Annotated in this window: 25 protein-coding genes; 15 read left to right on the top strand and 10 right to left on the bottom strand. The window is 65.0% G+C overall.

Translation table 11 applies throughout. From position 1 onward, the window contains the following. The first annotated feature begins 46 nt into the window (after nt 1-46). The 3 genes from C2I19_RS08095 to C2I19_RS08085 all read left to right on the top strand — a co-directional run bounded on the left by C2I19_RS08095 (nt 47) and on the right by C2I19_RS08085 (nt 2,238). The gene (locus tag C2I19_RS08095; RefSeq protein WP_103902199.1) at nt 47-799 is read left to right on the top strand and encodes a DUF1223 domain-containing protein; all 753 of its coding nucleotides are present in this window, start codon (nt 47-49) and stop codon (nt 797-799) included. Nucleotides 800-888: 89 nt separating this feature from the next. Further along, nucleotides 889-1,236, top strand: coding sequence for a hypothetical protein (locus C2I19_RS08090; RefSeq protein ID WP_103902198.1), 348 nt, complete (start codon nt 889-891; stop codon nt 1,234-1,236). 99 nt (nt 1,237-1,335) lie between these two features. Then, nucleotides 1,336-2,238 (top strand): DUF3667 domain-containing protein, encoded by a 903-nt coding sequence (locus C2I19_RS08085; RefSeq protein WP_103902197.1) that lies wholly within the window; start codon nt 1,336-1,338, stop codon nt 2,236-2,238. A 32-nt stretch (nt 2,239-2,270) separates the two neighbouring features. Here the strand turns inward: C2I19_RS08085 and mltA are convergent, their stop codons facing one another. Further along, nucleotides 2,271-3,521, bottom strand: coding sequence for a murein transglycosylase A (mltA, locus tag C2I19_RS08080; protein ID WP_103902196.1), 1,251 nt, complete (start codon nt 3,519-3,521; stop codon nt 2,271-2,273). A gap of 210 nt (nt 3,522-3,731) precedes the next feature. Between mltA and C2I19_RS08075 the strand changes: the two genes are divergently transcribed. Next, nucleotides 3,732-4,046, top strand: a complete 315-nt coding sequence (locus tag C2I19_RS08075; protein ID WP_233201146.1) for a BON domain-containing protein — start codon at nt 3,732-3,734, stop codon at nt 4,044-4,046. Nucleotides 4,047-4,109: 63 nt separating this feature from the next. Here the strand turns inward: C2I19_RS08075 and lysA are convergent, their stop codons facing one another. Further along, nucleotides 4,110-5,342 (bottom strand): diaminopimelate decarboxylase, encoded by a 1,233-nt coding sequence (gene lysA, locus C2I19_RS08070; protein WP_103902194.1) that lies wholly within the window; start codon nt 5,340-5,342, stop codon nt 4,110-4,112. A gap of 120 nt (nt 5,343-5,462) precedes the next feature. Here lysA and C2I19_RS08065 point away from each other — a divergent pair, with 120 nt between their 5' ends. Beyond that, on the top strand, nt 5,463-6,383 hold the full coding sequence (locus tag C2I19_RS08065; protein ID WP_103902193.1) for a LysR family transcriptional regulator: 921 nt from the start codon (nt 5,463-5,465) through the stop codon (nt 6,381-6,383). Here the strand turns inward: C2I19_RS08065 and C2I19_RS08060 are convergent. Further along, entirely contained in the window at nt 6,380-7,084 is a 705-nt protein-coding gene (locus C2I19_RS08060) for an alanyl-tRNA editing protein (RefSeq protein ID WP_103902192.1), read from the bottom strand. The genes C2I19_RS08065 and C2I19_RS08060 overlap by 4 nt on opposite strands. A 154-nt stretch (nt 7,085-7,238) precedes the next feature. On the opposite strand from C2I19_RS08060, the gene C2I19_RS08055 reads away from it, so the two are divergent. Beyond that, the gene (locus C2I19_RS08055) at nt 7,239-7,916 is read left to right on the top strand and encodes a pseudouridine synthase (protein ID WP_103902191.1); all 678 of its coding nucleotides are present in this window, start codon (nt 7,239-7,241) and stop codon (nt 7,914-7,916) included. Nucleotides 7,917-7,984: 68 nt separating this feature from the next. Here the strand turns inward: C2I19_RS08055 and queF are convergent, their stop codons facing one another. Then, nucleotides 7,985-8,818, bottom strand: a complete 834-nt coding sequence (gene queF, locus C2I19_RS08050; RefSeq protein WP_103902190.1) for an NADPH-dependent 7-cyano-7-deazaguanine reductase QueF — start codon at nt 8,816-8,818, stop codon at nt 7,985-7,987. A gap of 46 nt (nt 8,819-8,864) precedes the next feature. Further along, the gene (gene murJ / locus C2I19_RS08045) at nt 8,865-10,400 is read right to left on the bottom strand and encodes a murein biosynthesis integral membrane protein MurJ (protein WP_103902189.1); all 1,536 of its coding nucleotides are present in this window, start codon (nt 10,398-10,400) and stop codon (nt 8,865-8,867) included. 129 nt (nt 10,401-10,529) lie between these two features. Between murJ and rpsT the strand changes: the two genes are divergently transcribed. Then, complete coding sequence (gene rpsT, locus C2I19_RS08040) at nt 10,530-10,793, top strand: 30S ribosomal protein S20 (RefSeq protein ID WP_046155534.1); 264 nt, start codon at nt 10,530-10,532, stop codon at nt 10,791-10,793. 142 nt (nt 10,794-10,935) lie between these two features. Continuing rightward, nucleotides 10,936-11,349, top strand: coding sequence for a tetratricopeptide repeat protein (locus C2I19_RS08035; RefSeq protein ID WP_103902188.1), 414 nt, complete (start codon nt 10,936-10,938; stop codon nt 11,347-11,349). Nucleotides 11,350-11,409: 60 nt separating this feature from the next. On the opposite strand, the gene C2I19_RS08030 is transcribed toward C2I19_RS08035, so the two are convergent. Genes C2I19_RS08030 through fabI form a run of 3 tightly spaced genes read right to left on the bottom strand, consistent with a single transcriptional unit; the run spans nt 11,410 to nt 14,301 of the window. After that, nucleotides 11,410-12,561: an acetate/propionate family kinase gene (locus tag C2I19_RS08030; protein ID WP_103902187.1), complete on the bottom strand. Its 1,152-nt coding sequence runs from the start codon at nt 12,559-12,561 to the stop codon at nt 11,410-11,412. Continuing rightward, nucleotides 12,558-13,493 carry a phosphate acetyltransferase gene (locus tag C2I19_RS08025; RefSeq protein ID WP_103902186.1) on the bottom strand — a complete coding sequence of 312 codons (936 nt, stop codon included), beginning with the start codon at nt 13,491-13,493 and terminating at the stop codon, nt 12,558-12,560. The genes C2I19_RS08030 and C2I19_RS08025 overlap by 4 nt, the downstream gene beginning before the upstream one ends. 10 nt (nt 13,494-13,503) lie before the next feature. Continuing rightward, the gene (gene fabI / locus C2I19_RS08020) at nt 13,504-14,301 is read right to left on the bottom strand and encodes an enoyl-ACP reductase FabI (RefSeq protein WP_233201145.1); all 798 of its coding nucleotides are present in this window, start codon (nt 14,299-14,301) and stop codon (nt 13,504-13,506) included. A gap of 234 nt (nt 14,302-14,535) precedes the next feature. On the opposite strand from fabI, the gene C2I19_RS08015 reads away from it, so the two are divergent. From C2I19_RS08015 to C2I19_RS07995, 5 genes are all read left to right on the top strand, one after another. Then, nucleotides 14,536-14,790 carry an FmdB family zinc ribbon protein gene (locus C2I19_RS08015; RefSeq protein ID WP_103902185.1) on the top strand — a complete coding sequence of 85 codons (255 nt, stop codon included), beginning with the start codon at nt 14,536-14,538 and terminating at the stop codon, nt 14,788-14,790. Next, the gene (locus tag C2I19_RS08010; RefSeq protein WP_103902184.1) at nt 14,790-15,467 is read left to right on the top strand and encodes a DUF502 domain-containing protein; all 678 of its coding nucleotides are present in this window, start codon (nt 14,790-14,792) and stop codon (nt 15,465-15,467) included. Before C2I19_RS08015 ends, C2I19_RS08010 begins: the two co-directional genes overlap by 1 nt. Before the next feature lie 77 nt (nt 15,468-15,544). Then, entirely contained in the window at nt 15,545-17,338 is a 1,794-nt protein-coding gene (gene aspS / locus C2I19_RS08005) for an aspartate--tRNA ligase (RefSeq protein ID WP_103902183.1), read from the top strand. A gap of 203 nt (nt 17,339-17,541) precedes the next feature. Continuing rightward, entirely contained in the window at nt 17,542-17,811 is a 270-nt protein-coding gene (locus C2I19_RS08000; protein ID WP_103902182.1) for a hypothetical protein, read from the top strand. Nucleotides 17,812-18,023: 212 nt separating this feature from the next. Continuing rightward, nucleotides 18,024-18,638 carry a peroxiredoxin gene (locus tag C2I19_RS07995; protein WP_103902181.1) on the top strand — a complete coding sequence of 205 codons (615 nt, stop codon included), beginning with the start codon at nt 18,024-18,026 and terminating at the stop codon, nt 18,636-18,638. 64 nt (nt 18,639-18,702) lie between these two features. On the opposite strand, the gene C2I19_RS07990 is transcribed toward C2I19_RS07995, so the two are convergent. Both C2I19_RS07990 and C2I19_RS07985 read right to left on the bottom strand, forming a co-directional pair. Beyond that, on the bottom strand, nt 18,703-19,917 hold the full coding sequence (locus tag C2I19_RS07990; protein ID WP_103902180.1) for an MFS transporter: 1,215 nt from the start codon (nt 19,915-19,917) through the stop codon (nt 18,703-18,705). Between the two features lie 125 nt (nt 19,918-20,042). After that, nucleotides 20,043-20,618, bottom strand: a complete 576-nt coding sequence (locus C2I19_RS07985; RefSeq protein ID WP_233201144.1) for an arylesterase — start codon at nt 20,616-20,618, stop codon at nt 20,043-20,045. A gap of 19 nt (nt 20,619-20,637) precedes the next feature. Between C2I19_RS07985 and C2I19_RS07980 the strand changes: the two genes are divergently transcribed. Beyond that, nucleotides 20,638-21,336: an ABC transporter ATP-binding protein gene (locus C2I19_RS07980; RefSeq protein WP_103902178.1), complete on the top strand. Its 699-nt coding sequence runs from the start codon at nt 20,638-20,640 to the stop codon at nt 21,334-21,336. Then, nucleotides 21,333-22,334: ABC transporter permease (locus tag C2I19_RS07975; protein ID WP_369406685.1), on the top strand; the 1,002-nt coding region annotated here is incomplete at its 3' end. The genes C2I19_RS07980 and C2I19_RS07975, both read left to right, overlap by 4 nt.

Raw genomic sequence — 22,334 nt, 5'->3', positions numbered from 1 at the left:
GCCGCGGTTCGACTCATGTCTATCGCCGAAGAGGGGAGTGCGGATCATGTGGATGCGTTTCGTTTTGGCCTGCCTGGGGTGGGCCGTTTGCCAAACCGCGGCGGCGGCCTGCTCCGTCCAGGCGGAGAGCGGCGCGCGGCGAGTTGCCCTGCTGGAGCTGTACACTTCCGAAGGCTGCAGCAGTTGCCCGCCGGCCGATGCCTGGCTGTCGGGGCTCGCCGCGGCGGGCATTGGCCGGAGGCAGGCGGTGCCGCTGGCTTTTCATGTCGATTACTGGGATGGTTTGGGTTGGCGCGACCGCTTCGCCAGCGCGGACTACTCGCGCCGCCAGCGCGAGGCGGCGGCGCGGGATGGGCGGGGGCTGGTCTATACCCCGCAGCTGCGTTTGAACGGACAGGATTGGTCCGCCGCCGGCTATGAGGGCTTGCGGGCCGCCTTGTCGGCCGGCGCCGCCGCGCCGTCTTTGACGTTGACGCTGGCCGCATCCGGCGATGGCGTGGACGTTTCGGCGCAGGCCGCGGGCGCGCCGGCTTCCGCGCGGCTGATGCTGGCTTTGTACGAGAATGGGCTGCAAAGCCGGGTGGCCGCCGGCGAGAACGCCGGGCGGCTGTTGCGGCACGACGCGGTGGTGAGGATGCTCGTCGGCCCGCTGCCGTTGCTGGCGGGCAAGTCGACGCTGCGCCGGCATCTGGCCTTCGCGCCTGGCCAGCGCGAGGCATCCAGCGGCGTGGCGGCCTGGCTGGAGGATGAGGCGGGGCATTCCTTGCAGGCGGTGGCGGCGGTCTGCTCCGGTGGCTGAGAGGACAGGCGGCTGCGGCGCGCCGCGCGGCGCTGTTAGGCTGTGCCTTGCCGCGCAAGGGGCGCGGAACAAATAAAGGAGATCGCGCCATGTCGCCAGCCGAAGCCAGCCATATCCTGTCTGCGCTCGCCAACGGGGTAGACCCGTCTAGCGGCGAGCCGCTGCCAGCCAATGATGTTTTCAATCAGCCTGACGTGATCCGCGCGCTGTTCCTGGCGGAGCGCGCCTTGCATGCCTTCAAGCCGCAGCGCGGCGCGCCGGGCAACGCAGGACGGGAATGGACCGAAGACGAGGAGGCGCGGCTGTTGCAGGCCTACGATGCCGGCGCGGAGCTGAAGCAGATCGCCGCGGATCACGCGCGCAGCCGCGGCGCGATTGCGGCGCGGTTGGCTAAGCTCGGCAGGCTGGCGCCGGATGCGGATGCTTCCTTCGCGTGAGGCGGCGGCTGTCGCGCGCGGATTGGTTCTGATTGAAAATGTAATTGGCATTATCCGCGCGCGTGGCTAAGATCGGGTTTTACTTTTTTCCGCGCGCAGATGAGCCGACATCGCCCTTCACCATCGCCCGAGCAATGCGCCAATTGCGGCCATGCCGTCGGCGGCCGTTTTTGCCCGGATTGCGGCCAGAAAACGCATATCGAAATTCCCTCGCTGTGGGAGTTCATCCATGAATATCTGCACCACTATGTCAGCCTGGAGGGCGCGTTGACGCGCAGCCTGTGGCTGCTGGTGGCGCGGCCGGGCCATCTGACCGCGGAGTATCTGCGCGGGCGGCGCCAGCGTTACGTCAAGCCGTTCCAGCTGTATCTGAGCATCAGCTTCATCTTCTTCGTGTTGCTGGGCCTGGCCGGCCCCAGACTCGATGATGGCGGGCAGACGCATGCGCTGGATATTCAGCTGAATGCCGCGTCGACGCAGGAGAAAGGCGCGGTGGAGAGCAAGCTGATCGATATCCGCTCCCATAGCGGGGTGGTGGAGCTGGCCGGCGCGTCCGGCCAGCTTGAGCCTTTGCTGAAACCATGGCTGCAGCATGTGCAGCGCACGGTGAACCGGTTTCAACATGATCCGGGCGAGGTGGCGGAGGAACTGCTGCACACCATGCGCGGCCGCGCGCCCTATGTGCTGTTCGGCCTGATGCCGCTGTTCGCGCTGCTATTGTTGCTCGCCTATATCGGCCGCCATCGGGTGTATGGCGTCCATCTGGTGTTCACGCTGCACTTCCACGCCTGGCTGTTCCTGGCGCTGTGCCTGGGCTTCGCCTTGCCCAAGGTTTCCGCCTGGCTGTTCTTCGCCGGCACGCCTGTTTATCTATGGCTGGCGCAGCGCAGGGTGTACGGCGGCGGCGGATGGTCGGCCGCGTTGCGAACCTTGGGTTTGTTGGGCGTCTACACCTTGCTGGTTTGCCTGGGCATGGTGGTGTTGCTGCTGGTGTCCTTATAGGCGCAGCGCAAACGGGGCCGCAGCCCCGTTTGTCACAATGCCGCGGCCGGCGTCAGGCCTTTGGGCAGCAACAGCCACATGCTGCCTTGCTGCTTCATGCGGCCGGCGTACATGCCGGCCTCGGTGCCGTAGCCCCAGAACAGGTCGGCGCGCAGCGCGCCCTTGATGGCGCTGCCGGTGTCCTGGGCGTTGACCAGGCGCACCAAGGGCTCGGTCGAGTGCGGCCAGGTGGTGGACAGGTAAACCGGCGCGCCCAGCGGGATGTAGCGTGGATCCACGGCTATGCTGTAGCCGCCGCTCAGCGGCACGCCCAGCGCGCCTATCGGCCCGCCGTCGTCGCCGGGCAGCTGCTTGAAGAAAATGTAGCTGGGGTTGACGGCGAACAACTCGTCGCGGCGCTGCGGATTGCGCGCGATCCAGTCCTTGATGCCCTGCATGGAGGCGTCGCCCAATGTCATCTCGCCCTTGTCCACCAGCCATTTACCTATGGATTGGTAGGCATAGCCGTTTTGATCGGCGAAGCCGACGTGCAGGAAGCTGCCGTCATCCAGCTGGATGCGGCCGGAGCCCTGCACTTGCAGGAAGAACAGCTCCACCGGGTCCTCCACCCAGGCGAGCACCGGCGCGCTGCCGGCTATGCTGCCCTGATTGATCTGGTCGCGGGTGAAATAGGGCAGCAGCCGCGAACCGGACAGCCGGCCTTTCAGCCGGATGCCGCGCGGGTCGACGGCGAAGTCGGCCGGGTTGATCTCGATATTGCCATTGGCGGCCAAGACCAGCCGATTGGGCCCGGCTTGCTTGGCGCGCAGCGCGCCGCGGCTGCGCTGGCTCATCGGCACGTCCACGCTGACCAGATCGCGCGGCGCGCCGTAAACCGGCCACGGCGTGCGTTCGGAGCGGAAGCGGCTGCCGTTCAGCAGCGGCTCGTAATAACCGGTGACCAGGCCGTTGTCGCGTCCGCCGTCCTGCAGCTTCCAGGCGGTGAAGCGGTTTTCGAAGAAGCGGCGCGCGGCGTCGGCGTCGCTGGAGGGCAGGGCGGCGGCCTCAAGGCAGACGCCGCTCCAGGCCGGTTTTTTCTGCAGCGCGCGGCAGCTTTGGCGCAGGCCTTGCAGGGTATCGCCCAGAGATTGCCGGTTCCAGTCAGGCAAAGAGGCTGGGCTGTCGCTGGCGGCGGTCGAGGGCGATGGGATGACGGGCGCGCGCGGGGGGGCGGTGCCGCAGCCGGCCAGCGCCAGCAGGGCCAGCCAGAGCGGCCAGCCGGTAGTGAATGGTTTCAACTTCATGCTTCCAGACAGGTGGCGTGTCGTGTAGTGAGTTGCGCGATTGTAACTCGCGCGGCCTGGGTCGTGTCGCGGACGCTGCGCGTCTAGCGTGATGTCATTGAGTCGCAACAAAACTGAAAAGTTTCCCCGTTAACATGGTGGCATTCCGAGCAATCCGTCGCCAAGCGGATCTTGGCCTGGGACATTTGTCGCGAGAAATTGGAGAGAATGATGAAACGTGTTGCAAGCCGTATCCTGATGCTGGCCGCCCTGAGTCTGTCCGGCGTGTTCGCCGCCCACGCGGCTTATGCCGAGGATGCCGCCGTTGCCGCGCCGACCGACGAGCAACTGGCGGTCAGCGTCAAGCAGGCGCTGGACGCCGAGCCGGAACTGAAGGCGCTGGAGCTGAAAGTGTCCAGCAAGAAGGGCGAAGTGACCATCGAAGGCCTGATGACGGAAGACCAGCAAATGTTCAAGGCCGGCCAAGTGGCCGAGAAGGTGCCGGGCGTCAAATTCGTCATCAACAAGATGGAACAGAAGAGCTGATCATCCGCAGTTGACGGAATGTGCGGAAAAGCCGGGCTTGCCCGGCTTTTCCGCATTTGGCGCTCAGGCCTCCAGCGCCAGCAGCTCCGCCATGGTCTGGCGGCGGCGGATCAGCCGGACTTCGCCGCCATCCGCCAGCGCCTCCGCCAGCAAGGGGCGGCTGTTGTAGTTGGAGGACATGGTCGCGCCGTAGGCGCCGGCGTCGTGAAACACCATCAGGTCGCCGACTTGGGCCGGCGGCAGCGGCCGGGTTTCCACTGTGCCGCCTTCCTGCTGGGTGAACACGTCGCCGGATTCGCACAGCGGCCCGGCCACCACGGCGTCGACTGCGCCGGTCTTTTCCGCGCCGTCCGCGTCCAGAACAGTGATGCGGTGATAGCTGCCGTACAGCGAGGGACGCATCAAGTCGTTGAAGCCGGCGTCCACCAGCACGAAATGGCGGCTGCCCATATTCTTGACCGCGCGCACTTCGGCCAACAACACGCCGGATTCCGCCACCAGGAAACGGCCGGGTTCGATCTCCAGCCTCACGGGATGGCCCAGTTGCGCGGCGATGCGTTGCCGCGCGGCGTCCCATAGCTGGAAGTAATGGCTGGCGTCGACGCGCGCGTCGCCGTCGCGGTAAGGGATGGACAAGCCGCCGCCGGCGGAAATGGCCTCGATGTCGCAGCCCAGCTGTTGAACCAGTTCCGCCATCGCGCCGCAGACGCGCTCCAGGTGGCGGTAGTCGACGCCGGAGCCAATGTGCATGTGGATGCCTATCAGCTTCAGGCCATGCCGGCGCACTTGCCGCAGCGCCTCGGCCAGGTCGCCGTGCCAGATGCCGTGCTTGCTGTTTTCGCCGCCGGTGTTGGTCTTCTGGCTATGGCCGTGGCCGAAGCCGGGATTGATGCGCAGCCAGACCGCGTGGCCGGGCGAGCGCTCGCCCAGTTGGCGCAGCATGTCGATGGAGCCGGCGTTCACCGGGATGCCGGTTTCCACCACCTTGTCCAGCGTGGCGCGGTCCAGCACGTCGGCGGTGAAGACGATGTCTGACGGCTCGCCGCTTCCGGTTTGGTAGCCGGCGGCCAGCGCGCGTTCGATCTCGCCCAGCGACACCGCGTCCACCTTGACTCCCTCGGCCCGCATCAGCCGCAGGATATGGGTGTTGGAGTTGGCCTTCTGCGCGTAGCGTATGGTGTCGAAGGCTTTCAGCTCGGCGATGCGGCCGCGTATGGTGTCGGCGTGATAGACCCAGAGCGGCGAGCCGAAGCGGCGGGCGATGTCGGCGAGCTGGCGGGTGTCGAACGGGTTCATGGCGGGGCTTTCCTGTGGCTATCGCTCCATGATCGTGCCTATCAGAACAAAAATGAAATAGTATTGTTTCGGTGCGGCTTTCATTTTTGATATGGCCGCGTCGCAGTATGGAGGGAGGGGATGGCGGTCAATCTTAGGCATATCGAAGTATTCCGGGCGGTGATGACCAGCGGCAGCGTCAGCGGCGCGGCGCGCATGCTGCATACCTCGCAGCCCACTGTCAGCCGCGAGCTGGCTCGTTGCGAGCAATTGCTGGGCCTGGCGCTGTTCGAGCGCGGGCGTGGCCGGCTGCGGCCCACGCAGCAGGCGCTGCAGCTGTTCGCCGAGGTGGAGCGCAGCTTTGTCGGGCTGGAGCGCATCGTCGGCAGCGCGACTGCCATCCGGCAGTTTGCCGGCGGCCAGTTGAGCATCGCCTGCCTGCCGGTGTTCGCCCAGGCCTTGCTGCCTGGGGCCTGCGCCCGCTTTCTGGAGCGGCTGCCGGAGGTCGGGGTGGACATCAGTCCGCAGGAATCGCCGTGGCTGGAGGAATGGCTGGCGGCGCAGCGTTTCGATCTGGGGCTGATCGAGCAGGATCAGGCGCCGGCCGGTTGCCAGTTATTGCCCTTGTGGCAGGGCGACGAGCTGTGCGTGATGCCGGCGGATCATCCGCTGGCGGGCAAACGCAGGCTGGCGGCCCGGGATTTCGAAGGCCTGTCCTTCGTCAGCCTGGCGCCCAGCGACGCGTATCGCCAGCAGGTGGACGCCTGGTTCGCGGAGGCCGGGGTGCGCCGCCGCATGCAACTGTCTACGCATAGCGCCGCCGCGGTATGCGCCATGGTGCGGCAGGGGCTGGGCGTGGCCATCGTCAATCCGCTGACCGCGCTGGACGAGGCCGGCAAGGGGTTGGCGCTGCGGCCGCTGGAGGCGTCGATTCCGTTCGCCATGCGGCTGGCGCTGCCTCAGTTCCGCCCGCCCTCGCATCTGCCGCAGCAGTTCATAGACTGTCTGCGGCAGGAGGCGGCGGCGGTGGAAGGCCGGCTGGCCGCGCTGCTGGCGTCTTAATCGACCAGCTCCACCACCACCCGCTTGTTGCGGGCGCCCTTGCTTTCCAGCTTTTTCACCCGCATCCGGCCGACTTCGCCGGTCCGCGCGACATGGGTGCCGCCGCAGGGCTGCAGGTCCACGCCGGCGATTTCGATCAGGCGGATTTCCGGCAGATGCAAGGGCGGCGTCACCGACATGGTGCGGATCAGCTCCGGCTGCGCCTTCAGGGCTTCGCCGCTGGTCATGCTCACGGTGACGGGCAGATCAGCCGCGACCAGCCGGTTCAGCTCGGCCTCGATGCGCTCCTTGTCCAGCTCCATGTCCTCCGGCACGTCGAAGTCCAGCCGGCCGGACTCGGCGGTCATATTGCCCCCGGTGACGCCGGCTTTGATCACCACGCCCAAGAGATGCAGGCCGGTATGGATGCGCATGTGGCGGTAGCGGCGCGCCCAATCCAGCTCCAGCGTCACTTCCGCGCCGGGCGCGAGGCGGATGTCGCCCTCGGTCTGGTGCAGGATGGCGCGGCTTTCGCGGTCGCGCCGGGTGTCGACGATGCGCAGCGTCGCGCCGTCGGCCATGGTCAGCGTGGCGCTGTCGCCGGGTTGGCCGCCGCCCAGCGGGTAGCACAGCGTGCTTTCCAGCGCGAGGCCGGCGTCGTCGTGGCGCAGCACGCGGGTGGAAAGGCGGGTCTGATAGGGATCTTGGTAAAACTGTTCCATGGCGATTCGTCCTTGTCTGTCGTTGTCATGACAGATTGATGGCTGAAAGCGGCGTTTTCAAGTGACAGCGCCTTGGGGAATCGACGGTAACAGCTTGTCGTCCAAGGCCTTAGCGCCGATAATCGCCGCCAACCGTTTTTCTGAGCCGTATCCGATGCAAAGACACAATCTCGAACACTACAACCCGCCGCCGGACACCGGCCTCAATGTGATCTATGTCGACGACTGCATGCTGGTGCTGGACAAGCCCAGCGGGCTGCTGTCGGTTCCGGGGCGCGGCGATGACAAGGCCGACTGCCTGATCAGCCGCGCGCAAAAGGTCTACCCGGACGCGTTGACGGTGCATCGCCTGGACATGGACACCTCCGGCCTGGTGGTGATGGGCCGCGGCCCGGAAATGCAGCGCGCGTTGTCCATCGCCTTCATGGACCGCAAGGTGAAGAAGCGCTACATCGCGATGGTGGACGGCATTGTGGAGAGCAATAGCGGCACCATAGACCTGCCGCTGATCATAGATTGGCCGAACCGGCCGCGGCAGAAGGTGGACTTTACGGAAGGCAAGGAGGCCATCACCCGCTACCGGGTGATCCTGCGCGACACCACGCGCAATGTCAGCCGGATGGAGCTGGACCCGCAGACTGGCCGCGCCCATCAGCTGCGCATGCATATGCTGCACCTGGAGTCCGGCCACCCGATATTGGGCGACAATATCTACGCGCCGCCTGAAGTCCTGGCCAAGGCTGATCGGCTGCTGCTGCACGCGTCGCGGCTGGTGTTGCGCCATCCGGTGACCTTCGAGGAAATGGATTTCGAGGCACCGGCGCCGTTCTGAGGCCGGATTCGGCCCGCAAAAAAAGGGATGCTTTCGGCATCCCTTTTGTTTTGCGCGGCTCGATGGCCTTATTGCCGCGCGGTACGGGTGTTGTCGCACGGCGCGGCGTCCGCATTGCTGCGCCACGGGTTGATGTCCAGGCCGCCGCGGCGGGTGTAGCGGGCGTAGACGGTGAGCTTAGCCGGCGCACAGGCGCGCAGCACGTCGACGAAGATGCGCTCCACGCACTGCTCGTGGAATTCATTGTGCTGGCGGAAGCCTATCAAATATCTCAGCAAGGCCTCGCGGTCTATTTTGGGGCCAGTGTAGCGGATGGAGACGCTGCCCCAGTCCGGCTGGCCGGTGACCAGGCAGTTGGACTTCAACAGATTGCTGCACAGCGTTTCGCTGACGATGTCGGCGGCGTCGGCCTGGAGCGCCTCCGGACACGGCGCGTAGTTGTCGACCTCGATGTCCAGCTCGTCGATGTATTCGCCTTCCAGCTCGCGCACCTGCTCGGCGGCGAAGGCCTGCGGCAGCATGATGGAAACGGCGACTTGCGCGCCGGCGGCGGCGGACAAGTCGCGCGCCAGCTGGGCGGTCAGCGCGTCCACGCCGTCCATGCGCGTCTGGTTATAGCTGTTCAGATACAGCTTGAACGACTTGGATTCGATCAGGCGCGGGCTGTCCGCTGGGATGCGGAAGGTGGCGATGCCGATCTGCGGCTTGCCGCGGGCGTTGAGCCAGGACAGCTCGAAGCCGGTCCAGATGTCCACGCCGGCAAACGGCAGCGCGGCTTCATCCACGCCTATCTCGTCGCGCTTGGTCTTGCGCGCGATGGGGAACAGCAGGCTGGGGTCGTAATGGTCCTGGTAGCTGACGGTCTTGCCCAGCGGCGAATGTTCGGGCGTCAGATGGCTCATGGTCGCGACTTTCTATCCGGATACAGTGAAATCATAGGCTGGCGGCTCATTGCTCGCGCCGCATGAAATGGCGCGGGCGGAAGCCGAGGGCGAACAGGGCGGTGAAGTATACCGTCGCGCCCACGCCTACCAGCAGCAACAGCCAAAGCGCGCGCTGCCAAGCATGGCCGTGCCAGTCTATCGGCAGCCACCACTGGCAGGCCAGCAGCGCGGCCGTCATGGCCAGGATGGAGAGGGTGAGCCGGGTGAGGAAGCTGCGCCAGCCCGGCTCTGGCCGGTATATGCCGCGCTTTTGCAGCGTGTACAGCAGCAGGCCGGCGTTGACGCAGGAGGCGAGGCCGATGGATAGCGCCAGGCCGGCGTGCTTCAGCGGGAATACGAAGATCAGGTTCATCAGTTGGGTGGCGATCAGCGTCTTCACCGCGATGCGCACCGGCGTCTTGATGTCCTGGCGCGCGTAGAAGCCCGGCGCCAGCACTTTGACCAGAATCAGCCCCAGCAGGCCCAGGGAATAGGCGATCACGGCCTGCTGCGACATCCAGGCGTCGTGAGCGGTGAATTTGCCGTACATGAACATGGTGTACAGCAGCGGGCCGGACAACAGGCCCAGGCCGACGGTGGCCGGCACCGCCAGCAGCAGCGACAGCCGTATGCCCCAGTCCAGGAGCACGCTGAATTCGGCCTCGGACTTGCTGGCGGCGTGTTTGGACAAGGACGGCAGCAGGATGGTGCCCAGCGCCACGCCCAGCACGCCGGACGGGAACTCCATCAGCCGGTCCGCGTAATACATCCAGGACACGCTGCCGGTGGGCAGAAAGGAGGCGAAGGTGGAGTTGATCAGCAAGGAAATCTGCGCTACCGACACGCCGAAGATGGCCGGCCCCATCTGCCGGATCACGCGCCATACCGCCGGGTCGCGGAAGGCGAAGATGGGCGTGGCCAGCATGCCTATCTGTTTCAGGAAAGGCAGCTGCCATACCAGCTGGATCAGGCCGCCGACGAATACCGCCCAGGCCAGCGCCATGATGGGCGGGTGGAAGTAATGGGTGAAGGCCAGCGCGAACACGATGAAGCTGAGGTTCAGGAAAGTGGGCGTGAAGGCTGGAATCGAGAATTTTCCCCAGCTGTTCAGAATGCTGCCGGTCATCGACGACAGCGAAATGAAGAAGATATAGGGGAAGGACACGCGCAGGATGTCGGCGAACAGCGCGGCCTTGGCCGGCTCGCGGTAGAAGCCGGGGGCCGAGATCCACATGATGGCCGGCGCGGCCAACATGCCTAGAGCGGTCACCAGGAACAGCACCGAGCCGAGCACGCCGGTCACCTTGGCGACGAATTCGCGCGTTTCCTCGTGCGTCTTGTTCTGCTTGTATTCGCCCAGGATAGGCACGAAGGCTTGGGAGAACGCGCCTTCGGCGAACAGCCGGCGCAGCATGTTGGGGATTTTGAAAGCGGCGTTGAAGGCGTCGGCGGACATGCCGGCGCCGAAAGTGCGGGCGATCAGGGTATCGCGCACGAGGCCGAGCACGCGGGACACCATGGTCATGCTGCTGACTGCAGCCAGGGCCTTTAACAGGTTCATTTTATTGGGTCGTGCGACAAGAGGCGGATTGAGCAAGGCCGCTAGTTTACGCTGGCGGGATTCCTGTTGCAAAACCTGTGTTTAGGGCTTAGAATCGCGGGTTTCAGATTCCGCTATCAGGAGAAATTCATGGCTAACAGCGCACAAGCTCGCAAGCGTGCACGCACAGCCCTTAAGCAGCGCGCGCACAACGCCAGCCTGCGTACTGCGTTCCGTACCGCAGTGAAGAAAGTGCTCAAGGCTATCGAAGCCGGTGACAAGGCCGCCGCTCGCGTAGTGTTCCAGACTTCCGAAAAAGTCATCGACCGCATCGCTGACAAGGGCGTGTTCCACAAGAACAAGGCTGCTCGTCACAAGAGCCGTCTGTCCGCCCAGATCAAGGCCATGGCCTAATCGATCGACAGCCCAGGCTGCAAGAATACGCAAAGGCTCCGCAATCGCGGGGCCTTTTGTGTTTTTGGCGCGTGTGAATCGCCGGACGCGCCGCGCTGCGATATCATGTCGACAGCACATTTCTTGATACGGAATAGACGAGATGACCGCCTTGCCTTCCATTCTGCACGAACCCGTTCAGGCCCTGCTGGACGAGGGCGACGAGTTGTTCGATCAGGGTAATTTCGACTCTGCGCTGGCGCGCTATCAGGAAGCCTTCGAGATGCTGCCGCTGGAGGTGGAGCGCTGGGAGGCATCCACCTGGCTGCTGACCGCCATAGGCGACACCCATTTTCAGTTGGGCGACTGGCGCCAGGGCGTGGACACCTTGGCCTTGGCCATGCGTTGTCCGCAGGGCGCGGAGAATCCATTCATCCTGCTGCGCTTGGGCCAGTGCGAGCTGGAGATGGGCCGCGAGGAAGCCGCGCGCGAGTTGTTGAAACTGGCGTTCTCCCTGGGCGGCGACGAGGTGTTCGAGGATGAGGACGACAAGTACCGCGCCATGCTGGACAACTGAGGAGCCGGGCGACGGCAAGAGAAAACGGCATGCGCGAAGCATGCCGTTTTTGTTGGCGGCTTACAGCAGCGCGGCGGCCTGCCGCGCCATTTCGCCTTCCTCGTCGGTGGGCAGCGCATAGGCCGGCAGCCGGCTGCCGGCGGTGGTGAGCCGCCGCGCATGGGACAAATTGGCCACATGGTCCAGCTCGAATCCCAGCCAGGCCAGCTGCTGCAGCACGCGGCCGCGCACCTCGGCGGAGTGCTCGCCTATGCCGGCGGTGAAGATCAGCCCGTCCAGGCCGCGCATCGCGCCGGCCAGGCTGGTCGCCTCGCGCGCCACGCGGTAGCAGAACAATTCCACCGCCTCGCGCGCCGCCGGCAGCTCGCTGGCCATCAATTCGCGCATGTCGGCGGATACGCCGGACACGCCCAAGAGGCCGGAGTTCTTGTACAGCTCGCGCCGCACGTCCTTCACGCCCATGCCTTCGTGCTCTTGCCAGTACAGCACCACTTCCGGGTCGATATAGCCGGGGCGAGTGCCCATCATCAGGCCATCCACCGCGGAGAAGCCGGTGCTGGCGGCCACGCTCTGGCCGGACTCTATGGCGCAGGCGCTGGCGCCGCTGCCCAAGTGGCAGACCACCACCTTGCCGCGCGCCAGGCCCACCTCCGGCAGGCGCCGCGCGATGGCGGCATAGGACAGGCCGTGGAAGCCGTAGCGGCGGATGCCCTCGTCGTGCCAGTGGCGGGCGATGCCGAAGCGGGTGGCCACTTCCGGCTGGGTGGCGTGGAAGGCGGTATCGAAGCAGGCGATTTGCGGCAGGCGCGCGTCGATGCGGCTGAAGGCGTCTATCACCTCCAGGCTGACCGGCTGATGCAGCGGCGCCAGCGCGATGTAGTCGTCCAGCGCCGCGCGCACTTCGTCGTCCAGGCGCACCGGCTGGCGGAAGCGGTTGCCGCCATGCACCACGCGGTGGACCAGCGCCCGCGCCTCCAGGCCCTGGTCGGCCAGGCCGTTCAGCACAGCGGCCAGCGCCGCGCCGTGGTCGGCGTCCGCCAAAGCGCGCTCGGCCAGCGTCTGGCCCTTGGCGTCGGCCAGCGTCAGCGCCGCGTCCTTGCCGCCGAAACGGTCCACCATGCCGCGCGCCAGCAAGGTTTGGCCGTCCGGCGTAAAGGCGCGGAATTTCAGCGTGGAAGAGCCGGCGTTGATGGCCAGCAGGCAGCGATTCATGGGCGGCCTCCAGCCAGGCGGCGCTTGTGCGCCAGCAGGTTGGCGATGGCGCTGGAGGCCAGGCGGCCGCTGGCGTCGTCGGCGCGGCTGGTCAGCACCATGGGCACGCGCGCGCCCATCACGATGCCGGCAGAGGCGGCCTGGGCGAGATAGGTCAGCTGCTTGCCCAGCATATTGCCGGCTTCCAGGTCCGGCACCAGCAGGATATCCGGATCCCCGGCCACCGGCGAGACGATGCCCTTGCTGTCCGCCGCTTCCTTGGAGATGGCGTTGTCGAAGGCCAGCGGGCCATCCAGGATGGCGCCGGTGATCTGGCCGCGCTCCGCCATCTTGCACAGCGCCGCGGCGTCCAGCGTGGAGCGCATTTCCGGATTGATGGTTTCCACCGCGGCCAGGATGGCCACCTTGGGGCAGACGATGCCCAGGGCGTGGGTCAGGTCGATGGCATTCTGGCAGATGTCGCGCTTGGTCATCAGGTCCGGTTCGATATTGACCGCGGCGTCAGTGATGAACAGGTAGCGCGGATAGCTTGCCACCTTCATGATCCAGACGTGGCTGATGCGGCGGTCGGTGCGGATGCCGGTCTCGCGCGCGAGCGCGGCGCTCATGAACTCGTCGGTGTGCAGGCTGCCCTTCATCAGGATATCGGCGTAGCCGTCGCGCGTCAGTTGCACCGCGTGCTCGGCGGCGGCGTGGCTGTGCTCCACGTCTATGCACTCGAAGCGGCCCAAGTCCACTTCCAGCTCGTCGGCCAGCTTCTGCAGCCGCGGCAGCGGCGCGACCAGGATGGGGGTGGCGATGCCGTTTTCGGCCGCCTCCACCGCGCCCAGTAGGGATTCGCGGCTGCACGGGTGGGCTACCGCCATCGGCAGCGAGCCCAGTTGCCTCGCCTGTTGCAGGATGTCGTCGAATGCGTGGGTATCGTGAATCATGCCGCTCTCCTCAAGCTTTGATGTGTTGTCCGCCATCTACATAGATGGTCTGGCCGGTCAGGCCGCTGGCGGCGTTGGAAATCAGGAAGGCGCAGGTCATGCCGACTTCTTCGATTTCCACCAGCCGGTTCTGCGGCGCGCGGGCGATGGCGTCTTCTATCAGCTGGTCGAAGTGGGCGATGCCGGAGGCGGCGCGCGTTTTCAGCGGGCCGGGGGAAACGGCGTGCACGCGGATGCGCTTGGGACCGAGATCATTGGCCAGGTAGCGGCTGACGCTTTCCAGCGCGGCCTTGACCGGACCCATGATGTTGTAGTTCTCCACCACTTTGTCGGCGCCGTAGTAGCTCATGGTGATCAGGCTGCCGCCGTTCTTCATCAGCGGCTCGGCCAGGCGGGCCATTTCGATGAAGGAGTAGCAGGAGACGTGCATGGCCTGCTGGAAGCCTTGCAACGAGCAATCCACCACGCGGCCGTGCAGGTCCTCTGCCGGACAATAAGCGATGGAATGGATGATGAAGTCCAGCGCGCCCCAGCGCTTTTCGATCTGTTCGAACACGCTTTCCAGCTGTCCCGGCTGCTCGACGTCCAGCGGCAGGATCAGCGGCGACTGCAGCTGCTCGGCCAGCGGCCGCACGTATTTCTCGGCCTTCTCGTTCAGATAGGTGACAGCGCATTCGGCGCCCAGCTGGCGCAGCACGCTGGCGCAGCCGTAGGCGATGCTGTTCTCGTTGGCGATGCCGACGATCAAACCTTTTTTTCCGGCGAGGATATTGCGTATGCTTTCCATCTGACCTTCTTGGTAAACCATTTGGACCTCCGGGATAGCGTTGCAGGGCGCTGTTGCAGCAGGATGATGTAAAAGTGTTTTTTGTATTGCCGTTTCAGTTGGATATAATCATGGGTTTGCGGCGGCGCTTGAAGTTCCAGCGGCGGGCCGCATCTGTGCCTGTGGCACCTCTGTTTGGAGTTTAGTTCCGGATGTGGTGCGGTGCAGCAATAATGCGTATTATGCCATTGTGGTCATTGGGCGGGAAATAAAGCTATGCCGATCTATGAATATCGTTGCGGCGCCTGCGGCGTCGCCAAGGAACACCTGCAAAAACTCAGCGACGCGCCGGTCGCCGCCTGTCCGGAATGCGGCAGCGCGGATTACAGCAAGCTGCTGTCCGCTCCCGGCTTCCAGCTGAAGGGGTCTGGCTGGTACGCCACCGACTTCAAGGGCGGCTCGTCCAGCGCTTCCAGCAGCACGCCCAGCGCCGGCGGCCATAGCTGCGGCGCCGGCTGCGGTTGCGACTGATGTCGGTATCCCCAAAAATCAAGATGACCCTGAAGGGTTACCTGATCGCCGGCCTGCTGATCTGGCTGCCGCTGGCGATCACCCTGTGGGTGCTGAACCTGATCATCGGCTCGCTGGACCAGACGCTGACGCTGCTGCCGCAAGAGTGGCGGCCGGAGGCGGTGTTCGGCATGCACATACCCGGCCTCGGCGTGGTGTTCGCCGTGCTGGTGGTGATGGGCACCGGCATGCTGGCCGCCAATGTGCTGGGCCGCCGCCTGGTGGACTTCTGGCACGGCCTGTTGTCGCGCACGCCGGTGGTCAACTCGATCTACAACAGCGTCAAGCAGGTCAGCGACACCTTGCTGTCAGACTCCGGCAACGCGTTCAAGAACGCGCTGCTGGTGCGCTGGCCGCACCAGAACGCCTGGACCGTGGCCTTCCAGACCGGCACGCCGGCCCAGGACATCCAGCGCTACGCCGAGGACGGCGAGGAACTGGTCAGCGTCTACGTGCCGACCACCCCGAACCCGACTTCGGGCTATTTCATCGTGGTGCCGCGCAGCGACACCCGCGAGCTGAACATGAGCGTCGACGAGGCGCTCAAGTACGTCATTTCCATGGGCGTGGTAGTGCCTAACCCTCCGCCGCAGGCGCAGCGCCCGCGGCTGAACGACGAACATAATCGGCAGGGCTAGACCGCCACCCTGTCTAGCCCCAAATACGCCGTCTCCCAAGCCGGGAGCTTCAAAGATTCAATAAAAAGGTTTAAGCAATGCGTACCGATTACTGCGGACTTATCGACAAGAAATACCTCGGTCAAACCGTGACCGTCAAAGGCTGGGCCCATCGCCGCCGCGACCATGGCGGCGTGATCTTCATCGACCTGCGCGACCGCGAGGGCCTGGTGCAGGTGGTGATCGATCCGGACACCCCGGAAGCGTTCAAGCTGGCTGACAGCAGTCGCGGCGAGTACGTGCTGTCCATCAGCGGCATCGTGCGCGAGCGTCCGGCCGGCACCGCCAACAGCAAGATGATCTCCGGCGAGATCGAAATCCTGGCCAAGGAAATCGAAATCCTGAACGCCGCGGCCACGCCGCCGTTCCAGATCGACGACGAGAACCTGTCGGAAAACGTCCGCCTGACCAACCGCGTGATCGACCTGCGCCGCCCGGCGATGCAGAAGAACCTGCGGCTACGTTACAAGGTGGCGATGGGCGTGCGCAACCACCTGGACAAGCAGGGCTTCATCGACATCGAAACCCCGATGCTGACCCGCTCCACCCCGGAAGGCGCCCGCGACTACCTGGTGCCGTCGCGCGTGCATCCGGGCGAATTCTTCGCGCTGCCGCAATCGCCGCAGCTGTTCAAGCAATTGCTGATGGTGGCCGGCTTCGACCGCTATTACCAGATCACCAAGTGCTTCCGCGACGAAGACCTGCGCGCCGACCGTCAGCCTGAATTCACCCAGATCGATATCGAAACCTCGTTCCTGAACGAGGACCAGATCATGGACATCACCGAGACCATGACCAAGGAGATCTTCAGCGACGTGCTGGGCGTGACGCTGCCGACCTTCCCGCGCATGACCTACGGCGATGCCATGTTCTATTACGGTTCCGACAAGCCGGACATGCGCGTGAGCCTGAAATTCACCGAACTGACCGACGTGATGAAGTCGGAAGAATTCAAGGTGTTCCGCGGCGCCGCCGACATGGCCAATGGCCGCGTGGTGGCCCTGCGCGTGCCGAACGGCGCCAGCATCAGCCGCAAGGAAATCGACGACTACACCCAGTTCGTCGCCATTTACGGCGCCAAGGGCCTGGCCTACATCAAGGTCAATGACATCACCAAGCTGAACGAAGAGGGCCTGCAGTCGCCTATCGTCAAGTTCCTGTCCGCCGACGGCATCAAGGCCATCATAGAGCGCACCGGCGCGCAAAACGGCGACATCATCTTCTTCGGCGCCGACAAGGCCAAGGTGGTGAACGAGGCGATCGGCGCGTTGCGCATCAAGATCGGCCACGAACGCGGCGAGAAGGACGGCTACTTTGTGCGCGAATGGCGTCCGCTGTGGGTGGTGGACTTCCCGATGTTCGAGCATGACGAGGAAGCCGACCGCTGGACTGCCTGCCACCATCCGTTCACCAGCCCGAAGCCGGGCCACGAGGACCTGATGGAAACCAATCCGGGCGCCTGCCTGGCCCGCGCCTACGACATGGTGCTGAACGGTTGGGAAATCGGCGGCGGCTCCATCCGTATCCACCGCGCCGAGATCCAGGAGAAGGTGTTCGGCGCGCTGAAGATCAGCCCGGAAGAGCAGCAGAACAAGTTCGGCTTCCTGCTGGACAACCTGAAGTTCGGCGCGCCGCCGCACGGCGGCCTGGCTTTCGGCCTGGATCGCCTGGTGACGCTGATGTGCGGCGCGGAATCCATCCGCGACGTGATTGCCTTCCCCAAGACCCAGCGCGCCCAGTGCCTGCTGACCAACGCGCCGAACGCGGTGGACGACAAGCAGCTGCGCGAACTGAACCTGCGCCTGCGCCAAAAGGCCGAGCCGACCGCCTGATCACGGTAGGGCGGATGCCCCGCTTGCGGGGCGATCCGCCGATACTCTGTTATCAAGTGGCGAAATGCCGGCGGGAATGGCGCGGTACACGCTTGAGCAAGAGCGGACAGTGAGACTGTCCGCTTTTTTTGCGCTTTCAATTATCTATGTACATGTGTAAAATAAAAATGTACGCATGTACTTTGATTAATATGGAGAGAGCAATGGCGCAAGCAAGCGAAGCGAAAGACATCCTGGTGGAACGGACCCAGACCGGGGTCAAGATCGAAAAGCGCATCCTGAAGGTGCTGAAGGCGATGGCGGAATTCCACGACATCACGCTGGGCGACCTGCTGGAGGGCATTGTGCTGCACGCCTTTGACGGCAAAACGCCGTTCGGCGAGGAGTCGCTGGCCAAGATCCGCCAGCTGAAAGAGGTGTATGGCCTGGACCTGGATGCCAGCCACAGCCACCATCTGCGCGAAAAGAACTGAAGAATAGGCGGCGGGCTTGAAACTCCGGGCGGAAAGCCGCATCTGACCCTTATCGGCTTGTCCGCCCGCTGATTGCAAAACTTTATCGTCACGATATCGATTTACAATTTGCCGGGCCGGACCCGCTGTTTTATAAAGCCACGCATCCCGCGGCGTTTCCTGATGCCCGATTCAGGCAATGCCGTCATATCAAGACCTTTAAGGAGATACAAATGGCCGTACTCGTTGGCAAGCAAGCCCCGTTCTTCGCTGGTGAAAAGACTTTCTCCGCCGTGCTGGGCAATGGCGAGATCGTAGATACCTACTCCTTCAAGCAAGCTACCGCCGGCAAGTACGCCGTGGTGTTCTTCTATCCGCTGGACTTCACCTTCGTGTGCCCGTCCGAGCTGATCGCCTTCGACCACCGCCTGGAAGAGTTCAAGCAGCGCAATGTGGAAGTGATCGGCGTGTCCATCGACAGCCAGTTCACCCACGCCGCATGGCGCAACACCCCGGTGGAAAAGGGCGGCATCGGCCAAGTGGGCTACACCCTGGTGGCCGACATCCAGCACGACCTGTGCAAGGCTTACGACGTTGAAGCCGAAGGCGGTGTGGCCTTCCGCGGCTCCTTCCTGATCGACCGCTCCGGCGTGGTGCAGCACCAAGTGGTGAACAACCTGCCGCTGGGCCGCAACGTGGACGAAATGCTGCGCATGGTCGATGCGCTGCAATTCACCGAAGAGCACGGCGAAGTGTGCCCGGCTGGCTGGAACAAGGGCAAGAAGGGCATGAAGCCGTCCGCCGAAGGCGTGGCTTCCTACCTGGCCGAGAACGCCAAGGACCTGTAATCCGCCGCCTCGCGCGCCGAATCCTGCAACCCCGCCCGCGCAAGCCGGCGGGGTTTGTTTTTGCTCAGGCCGGCTGCAGCATGCGCCGCAGCGGGACATGCTGTAGGGCGGCGCTGCAACAGGCGGCCAGCGCGCACAGCCACCACAGCGCCGGACCGCCGGCGTGGCCGTAGAGAAAGGTGCCCAGCGCCGGCGCTGCCAGGGAGCGGCCGCTCCAGGCGGCGTTGTAGAGCCCCAGATAGCTGCCGCGCAGCCGGCCTTCCGATCGCTGCATCACTAGTTGCGAGTAGGTTGGGGAGAGCAGCAGTTCGCCCAAGGTCAAGGTGACGACCATCAGGATGGCCCAGACCGGGCCTTGCCCCGCGTTCAGCCAAAGAAAAGAGCCGCCGGTCAGCAGCGCGCCCAACTGGATGCAGCGCGCCACGCCCCAGCGCAGGATGCGGCGGCTGATCGGAATCTGCAGCCCCACCACCATCAGGCCGTTGATGGAGAACAAATAGCCTATCCATTGCGGGCCGAGCTGGTAATGCTCGCGCAGGAATAATCCCAGCGTCACATACATCTGGTCGAAGACCAGGGTGATCAAAATCAGCGAGGCGATGACGCGCAGAAACAGGCGGTCGCTCAAGGGGCCAGGCAGGCTGGCGTCCTCTTCGGCATGGCGCGTCGAGCGCAGCCGAGACGGCTCGCCCAGCCGGATATAGGACCAGGCCATCCAGCCCGCGCCAAGCAGCGCGCCGGCGGCGTTGGCGACATAAATCCACTGGTAGCCCCAGGCCGCGATGAAGCCGGCGGTGATGCCGGCGATGGCTACGCCCAGGTTGTAGGCCACCCGCAGCATGCCTTGCGCCAGCGGGCGCTGCTGCGGCGTGCACGGCTCCAGCACCAGCCGCTGGTTGATCGGCTTGAAGCCGCCGTCCGCCATGCCTGAGACCACCAGCAAGGGCATGAACAGCCAAACCGGCAGCCGCAGCGCGATGAGCAGCATGCACAGCCCAGACAACGCCAGCGCCGCGCAGGCCAGTTTGCGGCTGTCGAAATGGTCGGTCAGGCTGCCGCCCTTGAAGGAGCCGGTCAGCGTGCCGATGCCGTAGAAGGCCATCATCAGCCCGATCTGGCTATAGGGCAGGTGATAGCTTTCACGCAAGTAGAGCGGCAGGAACAGCTTGGACATGCCGCCCGCGTTGTTGATGAAGCTGCAGACGACCTGGATGTAGACGCTGGAAGGCAGGCCGCGGTAAGGACGGGAGAGGCGGCGTAACAATGGGACTTGGAACATGGCGTGGCAGCGCCGCCTGGCCGGTTTCGGCGAGGCGCTGAAACAAGGTTGACGGATCGCTGTATGATTATGCGATCCGCCTATTCTTTCGCTCGCGGCGATTAATAGTCAATTTCTTTGTTGCATTATTTCACTGGCAGTTTTGCTTTCACCGTGCGCATCATGGTGGCTTGCGACTCCGCGCGCGGATGCAGTCCGTCGCGCTGGAAGGCGGACAGGTCGCCGGCGAAGCCTTCGATCAGCAGCGGCACGTAGGCCAGCTGATTGCGTTTGGCCAGCTCGTCATAGACGGCGCGGAACTCGGCGCCGTAACGCGGGCCATAGTTGGGGGGCAGGGCCATGCCCACCAGCAATACCTGGACATCGCGCGCCTGGGCCATGTCTATCATCCGCTGCAGGTTGCGGCGCATTTCGGCCATCGGTAGGCCGCGCAGGCCATCGTTGGCGCCCAGTTCCAGCACCAGCACGTCCGGCTTGTGGCGGTTCAGCGCGTCCGGCAGCCGGGACAGGCCGCCGGCGCTGGTTTCGCCGGACACGCTGGCGTTGACCACCTTGTGGCGCGGCGCCAGTTCGCGGCCCAGCAGCGCGGCCCAGCCCTGGCCGGGCGACAGGCCGTAGCCGGCGGACAGGCTGTCGCCGAATACCAGGACGGTGGCGGCGAGCGCCGGGACTTGCCACAGCAGCAGCAAGGGGAGCAGCATTTTGCATATGACACAACGCATGAGTGATCCAGTCAAAAAAACGGCGGTGCTGGCCGCCAGTGGGTTGGCGAAAAACATCCATTTCCGCGGCGATGTGCTGCACATCCTGCGCAGCGCCACGCTGACGCTGTATCCGGGCGAGAGCGTGGCCATCGTCGGCACCTCGGGTTCGGGCAAGTCCACGCTGCTGTCGTTGCTGGCCGGCCTGGACCACCCCAGCGACGGCGAGGTGGCGCTGTTCGGCAAGCCGCTGTCGCGGCTCAGCGAGGACGCCCGCGCGCTGCTCAGGCGCGACAAAGTGGGCTTCGTGTTCCAGAACTTCCAGCTGATGCCGCAATTGACGGCGCTGGAGAATGTCATGCTGCCACTGGAGCTGGCCGGGCGCAACGACGCGCGCGAAGCGGCGCGGCAAATGCTGGAGCGGGTGGGGTTGTCGGCGCGGCTGGGCCATTACCCGCGCCATCTGTCCGGCGGGGAGCAGCAGCGCGTGGCGCTGGCGCGCGCCTTCGTCATCCATCCCGGCCTGTTGTTCGCCGACGAACCCACCGGCAACCTCGACCCGCAAACCGGCCGCCAGATCATAGACCTGCTGTTCCAGCTCAATGCCGAGCAGGGCACGGCCCTGGTGCTGGTGACCCATGACAACGAGCTGGCCAGCCGCTGCGACGCCATTTGCCGACTGGTGGACGGCAAGCTGAACGGAGCGCGCGCCGAATGACCCTGCTTGGACGCATTCGGCTGGTCGCTCGTTTCATCCGCCGCGAGCTGGTGGCCGGCGAACTGACCATACTGGGCCTGGCGCTGGTAGTGGCGGTGACGGCGATGAGCAGCGTGGCCTTTTTTTCCGACCGGGTGGAGAAGGCGCTGACCACCCAGGCGACGCAGTTGCTGGCGGCGGATCTGGTGCTGGCGGGCAACCAGCCGGCGCCGGCCGCCATCCGGGAGGAAGCCAGTCGGCGCGGATTGCTGATGGCCGACAACATCACCTTCCCGTCCATGGTGTTCGCGGGCGGCCAGGCGACGCTGGCCCAGTACAAAGCCGTCAGCGCGGGCTACCCTCTGCGGGGCGAGACCACGGTGCGGCTGGCGGACGGCAGCGAAAAAAGCGGCCGGCTGCAGCCGGCGTCGGGCGAGGCCTGGGCCGACGCCAGGCTGATGAGCCGGCTCAAGCTGAAGCCGGGCGACGAAATCGGCGTGGGCGACGCCAGGCTGAAGCTGTCCGGCACCATCGCGCGCGAGCCGGACGGCAGCATGGATGTATACAACTTCATTCCGCGGCTGATGTTCAACAGCGCGGACCTGCCGGCCACCGGTCTGGTGCAGGAAGGCAGCCGCATCCGCTGGCGGCTGCTGTTCGCCGGCGAAGACCGGCAGATATCCGATTTCCGCGGCTGGCTGCGCAAGCATAAGCCGCATGGCTCGCGGCTGGAGGATGTCGAGGAAATGCGGCCCGAAATCCGCGCCGGTCTGGAGCGGGCGCGGCGCTTTCTCGGCTTGACCGCGATGCTGACGGTGGCGCTGGCTGCCGCTGCCGTCGCGCTGGTGGTGCGGCGCTATCTGCAGCGGCACTGGCAGCAGGTGGCGGTGCTGCGTTGCCTGGGGCTGGGCTCGGGCGAGGTGTGGGGGCTGTTCGTCACCCTGTTCCTGCTGCTGGGCCTGCTGGCCGGCGCCATTGGCACCGCGGCGGGTTTCGGCGCGCAGCTGGGCCTGATGCGG

Source organism: Chromobacterium alticapitis, from assembly GCF_002924365.1.
Classification (GTDB): domain Bacteria; phylum Pseudomonadota; class Gammaproteobacteria; order Burkholderiales; family Chromobacteriaceae; genus Chromobacterium; species Chromobacterium alticapitis.
The sequence above is the reverse complement of the archived record's forward strand: the minus strand, read 5'-3'. Positions and strand labels throughout refer to the sequence as shown.

Excerpts from the sequence above, each read along its gene's own strand:
- C2I19_RS07995 (WP_103902181.1), top strand. The coding sequence starts at position 18,024 with ATGGCCGTACTCGTTGGCAAGCAAGCCCCGTTCTTCGCTGGTGAAAAG.
- C2I19_RS08095 (WP_103902199.1), top strand. The coding sequence starts at position 47 with ATGTGGATGCGTTTCGTTTTGGCCTGCCTGGGGTGGGCCGTTTGCCAA.
- aspS (WP_103902183.1), top strand. The coding sequence starts at position 15,545 with ATGCGTACCGATTACTGCGGACTTATCGACAAGAAATACCTCGGTCAA.
- C2I19_RS08035 (WP_103902188.1), top strand. The coding sequence starts at position 10,936 with ATGACCGCCTTGCCTTCCATTCTGCACGAACCCGTTCAGGCCCTGCTG.
- C2I19_RS08060 (WP_103902192.1), bottom strand. The coding sequence starts at position 7,084 with ATGGAACAGTTTTACCAAGATCCCTATCAGACCCGCCTTTCCACCCGC.
- lysA (WP_103902194.1), bottom strand. The coding sequence starts at position 5,342 with ATGAACCCGTTCGACACCCGCCAGCTCGCCGACATCGCCCGCCGCTTC.
- C2I19_RS08075 (WP_233201146.1), top strand. The coding sequence starts at position 3,732 with ATGAAACGTGTTGCAAGCCGTATCCTGATGCTGGCCGCCCTGAGTCTG.
- C2I19_RS07980 (WP_103902178.1), top strand. The coding sequence starts at position 20,638 with ATGAGTGATCCAGTCAAAAAAACGGCGGTGCTGGCCGCCAGTGGGTTG.
- C2I19_RS08085 (WP_103902197.1), top strand. The coding sequence starts at position 1,336 with ATGAGCCGACATCGCCCTTCACCATCGCCCGAGCAATGCGCCAATTGC.
- C2I19_RS08030 (WP_103902187.1), bottom strand. The coding sequence starts at position 12,561 with ATGAATCGCTGCCTGCTGGCCATCAACGCCGGCTCTTCCACGCTGAAA.
- C2I19_RS08000 (WP_103902182.1), top strand. The coding sequence starts at position 17,542 with ATGGCGCAAGCAAGCGAAGCGAAAGACATCCTGGTGGAACGGACCCAG.
- C2I19_RS08010 (WP_103902184.1), top strand. The coding sequence starts at position 14,790 with ATGTCGGTATCCCCAAAAATCAAGATGACCCTGAAGGGTTACCTGATC.
- queF (WP_103902190.1), bottom strand. The coding sequence starts at position 8,818 with ATGAGCCATCTGACGCCCGAACATTCGCCGCTGGGCAAGACCGTCAGC.
- mltA (WP_103902196.1), bottom strand. The coding sequence starts at position 3,521 with ATGAAGTTGAAACCATTCACTACCGGCTGGCCGCTCTGGCTGGCCCTG.
- fabI (WP_233201145.1), bottom strand. The coding sequence starts at position 14,301 with ATGGTTTACCAAGAAGGTCAGATGGAAAGCATACGCAATATCCTCGCC.
- C2I19_RS07985 (WP_233201144.1), bottom strand. The coding sequence starts at position 20,618 with ATGCTGCTCCCCTTGCTGCTGCTGTGGCAAGTCCCGGCGCTCGCCGCC.
- C2I19_RS08015 (WP_103902185.1), top strand. The coding sequence starts at position 14,536 with ATGCCGATCTATGAATATCGTTGCGGCGCCTGCGGCGTCGCCAAGGAA.
- murJ (WP_103902189.1), bottom strand. The coding sequence starts at position 10,400 with ATGAACCTGTTAAAGGCCCTGGCTGCAGTCAGCAGCATGACCATGGTG.
- C2I19_RS08025 (WP_103902186.1), bottom strand. The coding sequence starts at position 13,493 with ATGATTCACGATACCCACGCATTCGACGACATCCTGCAACAGGCGAGG.
- rpsT (WP_046155534.1), top strand. The coding sequence starts at position 10,530 with ATGGCTAACAGCGCACAAGCTCGCAAGCGTGCACGCACAGCCCTTAAG.
- C2I19_RS07990 (WP_103902180.1), bottom strand. The coding sequence starts at position 19,917 with ATGTTCCAAGTCCCATTGTTACGCCGCCTCTCCCGTCCTTACCGCGGC.
- C2I19_RS08090 (WP_103902198.1), top strand. The coding sequence starts at position 889 with ATGTCGCCAGCCGAAGCCAGCCATATCCTGTCTGCGCTCGCCAACGGG.
- C2I19_RS08055 (WP_103902191.1), top strand. The coding sequence starts at position 7,239 with ATGCAAAGACACAATCTCGAACACTACAACCCGCCGCCGGACACCGGC.
- C2I19_RS08065 (WP_103902193.1), top strand. The coding sequence starts at position 5,463 with ATGGCGGTCAATCTTAGGCATATCGAAGTATTCCGGGCGGTGATGACC.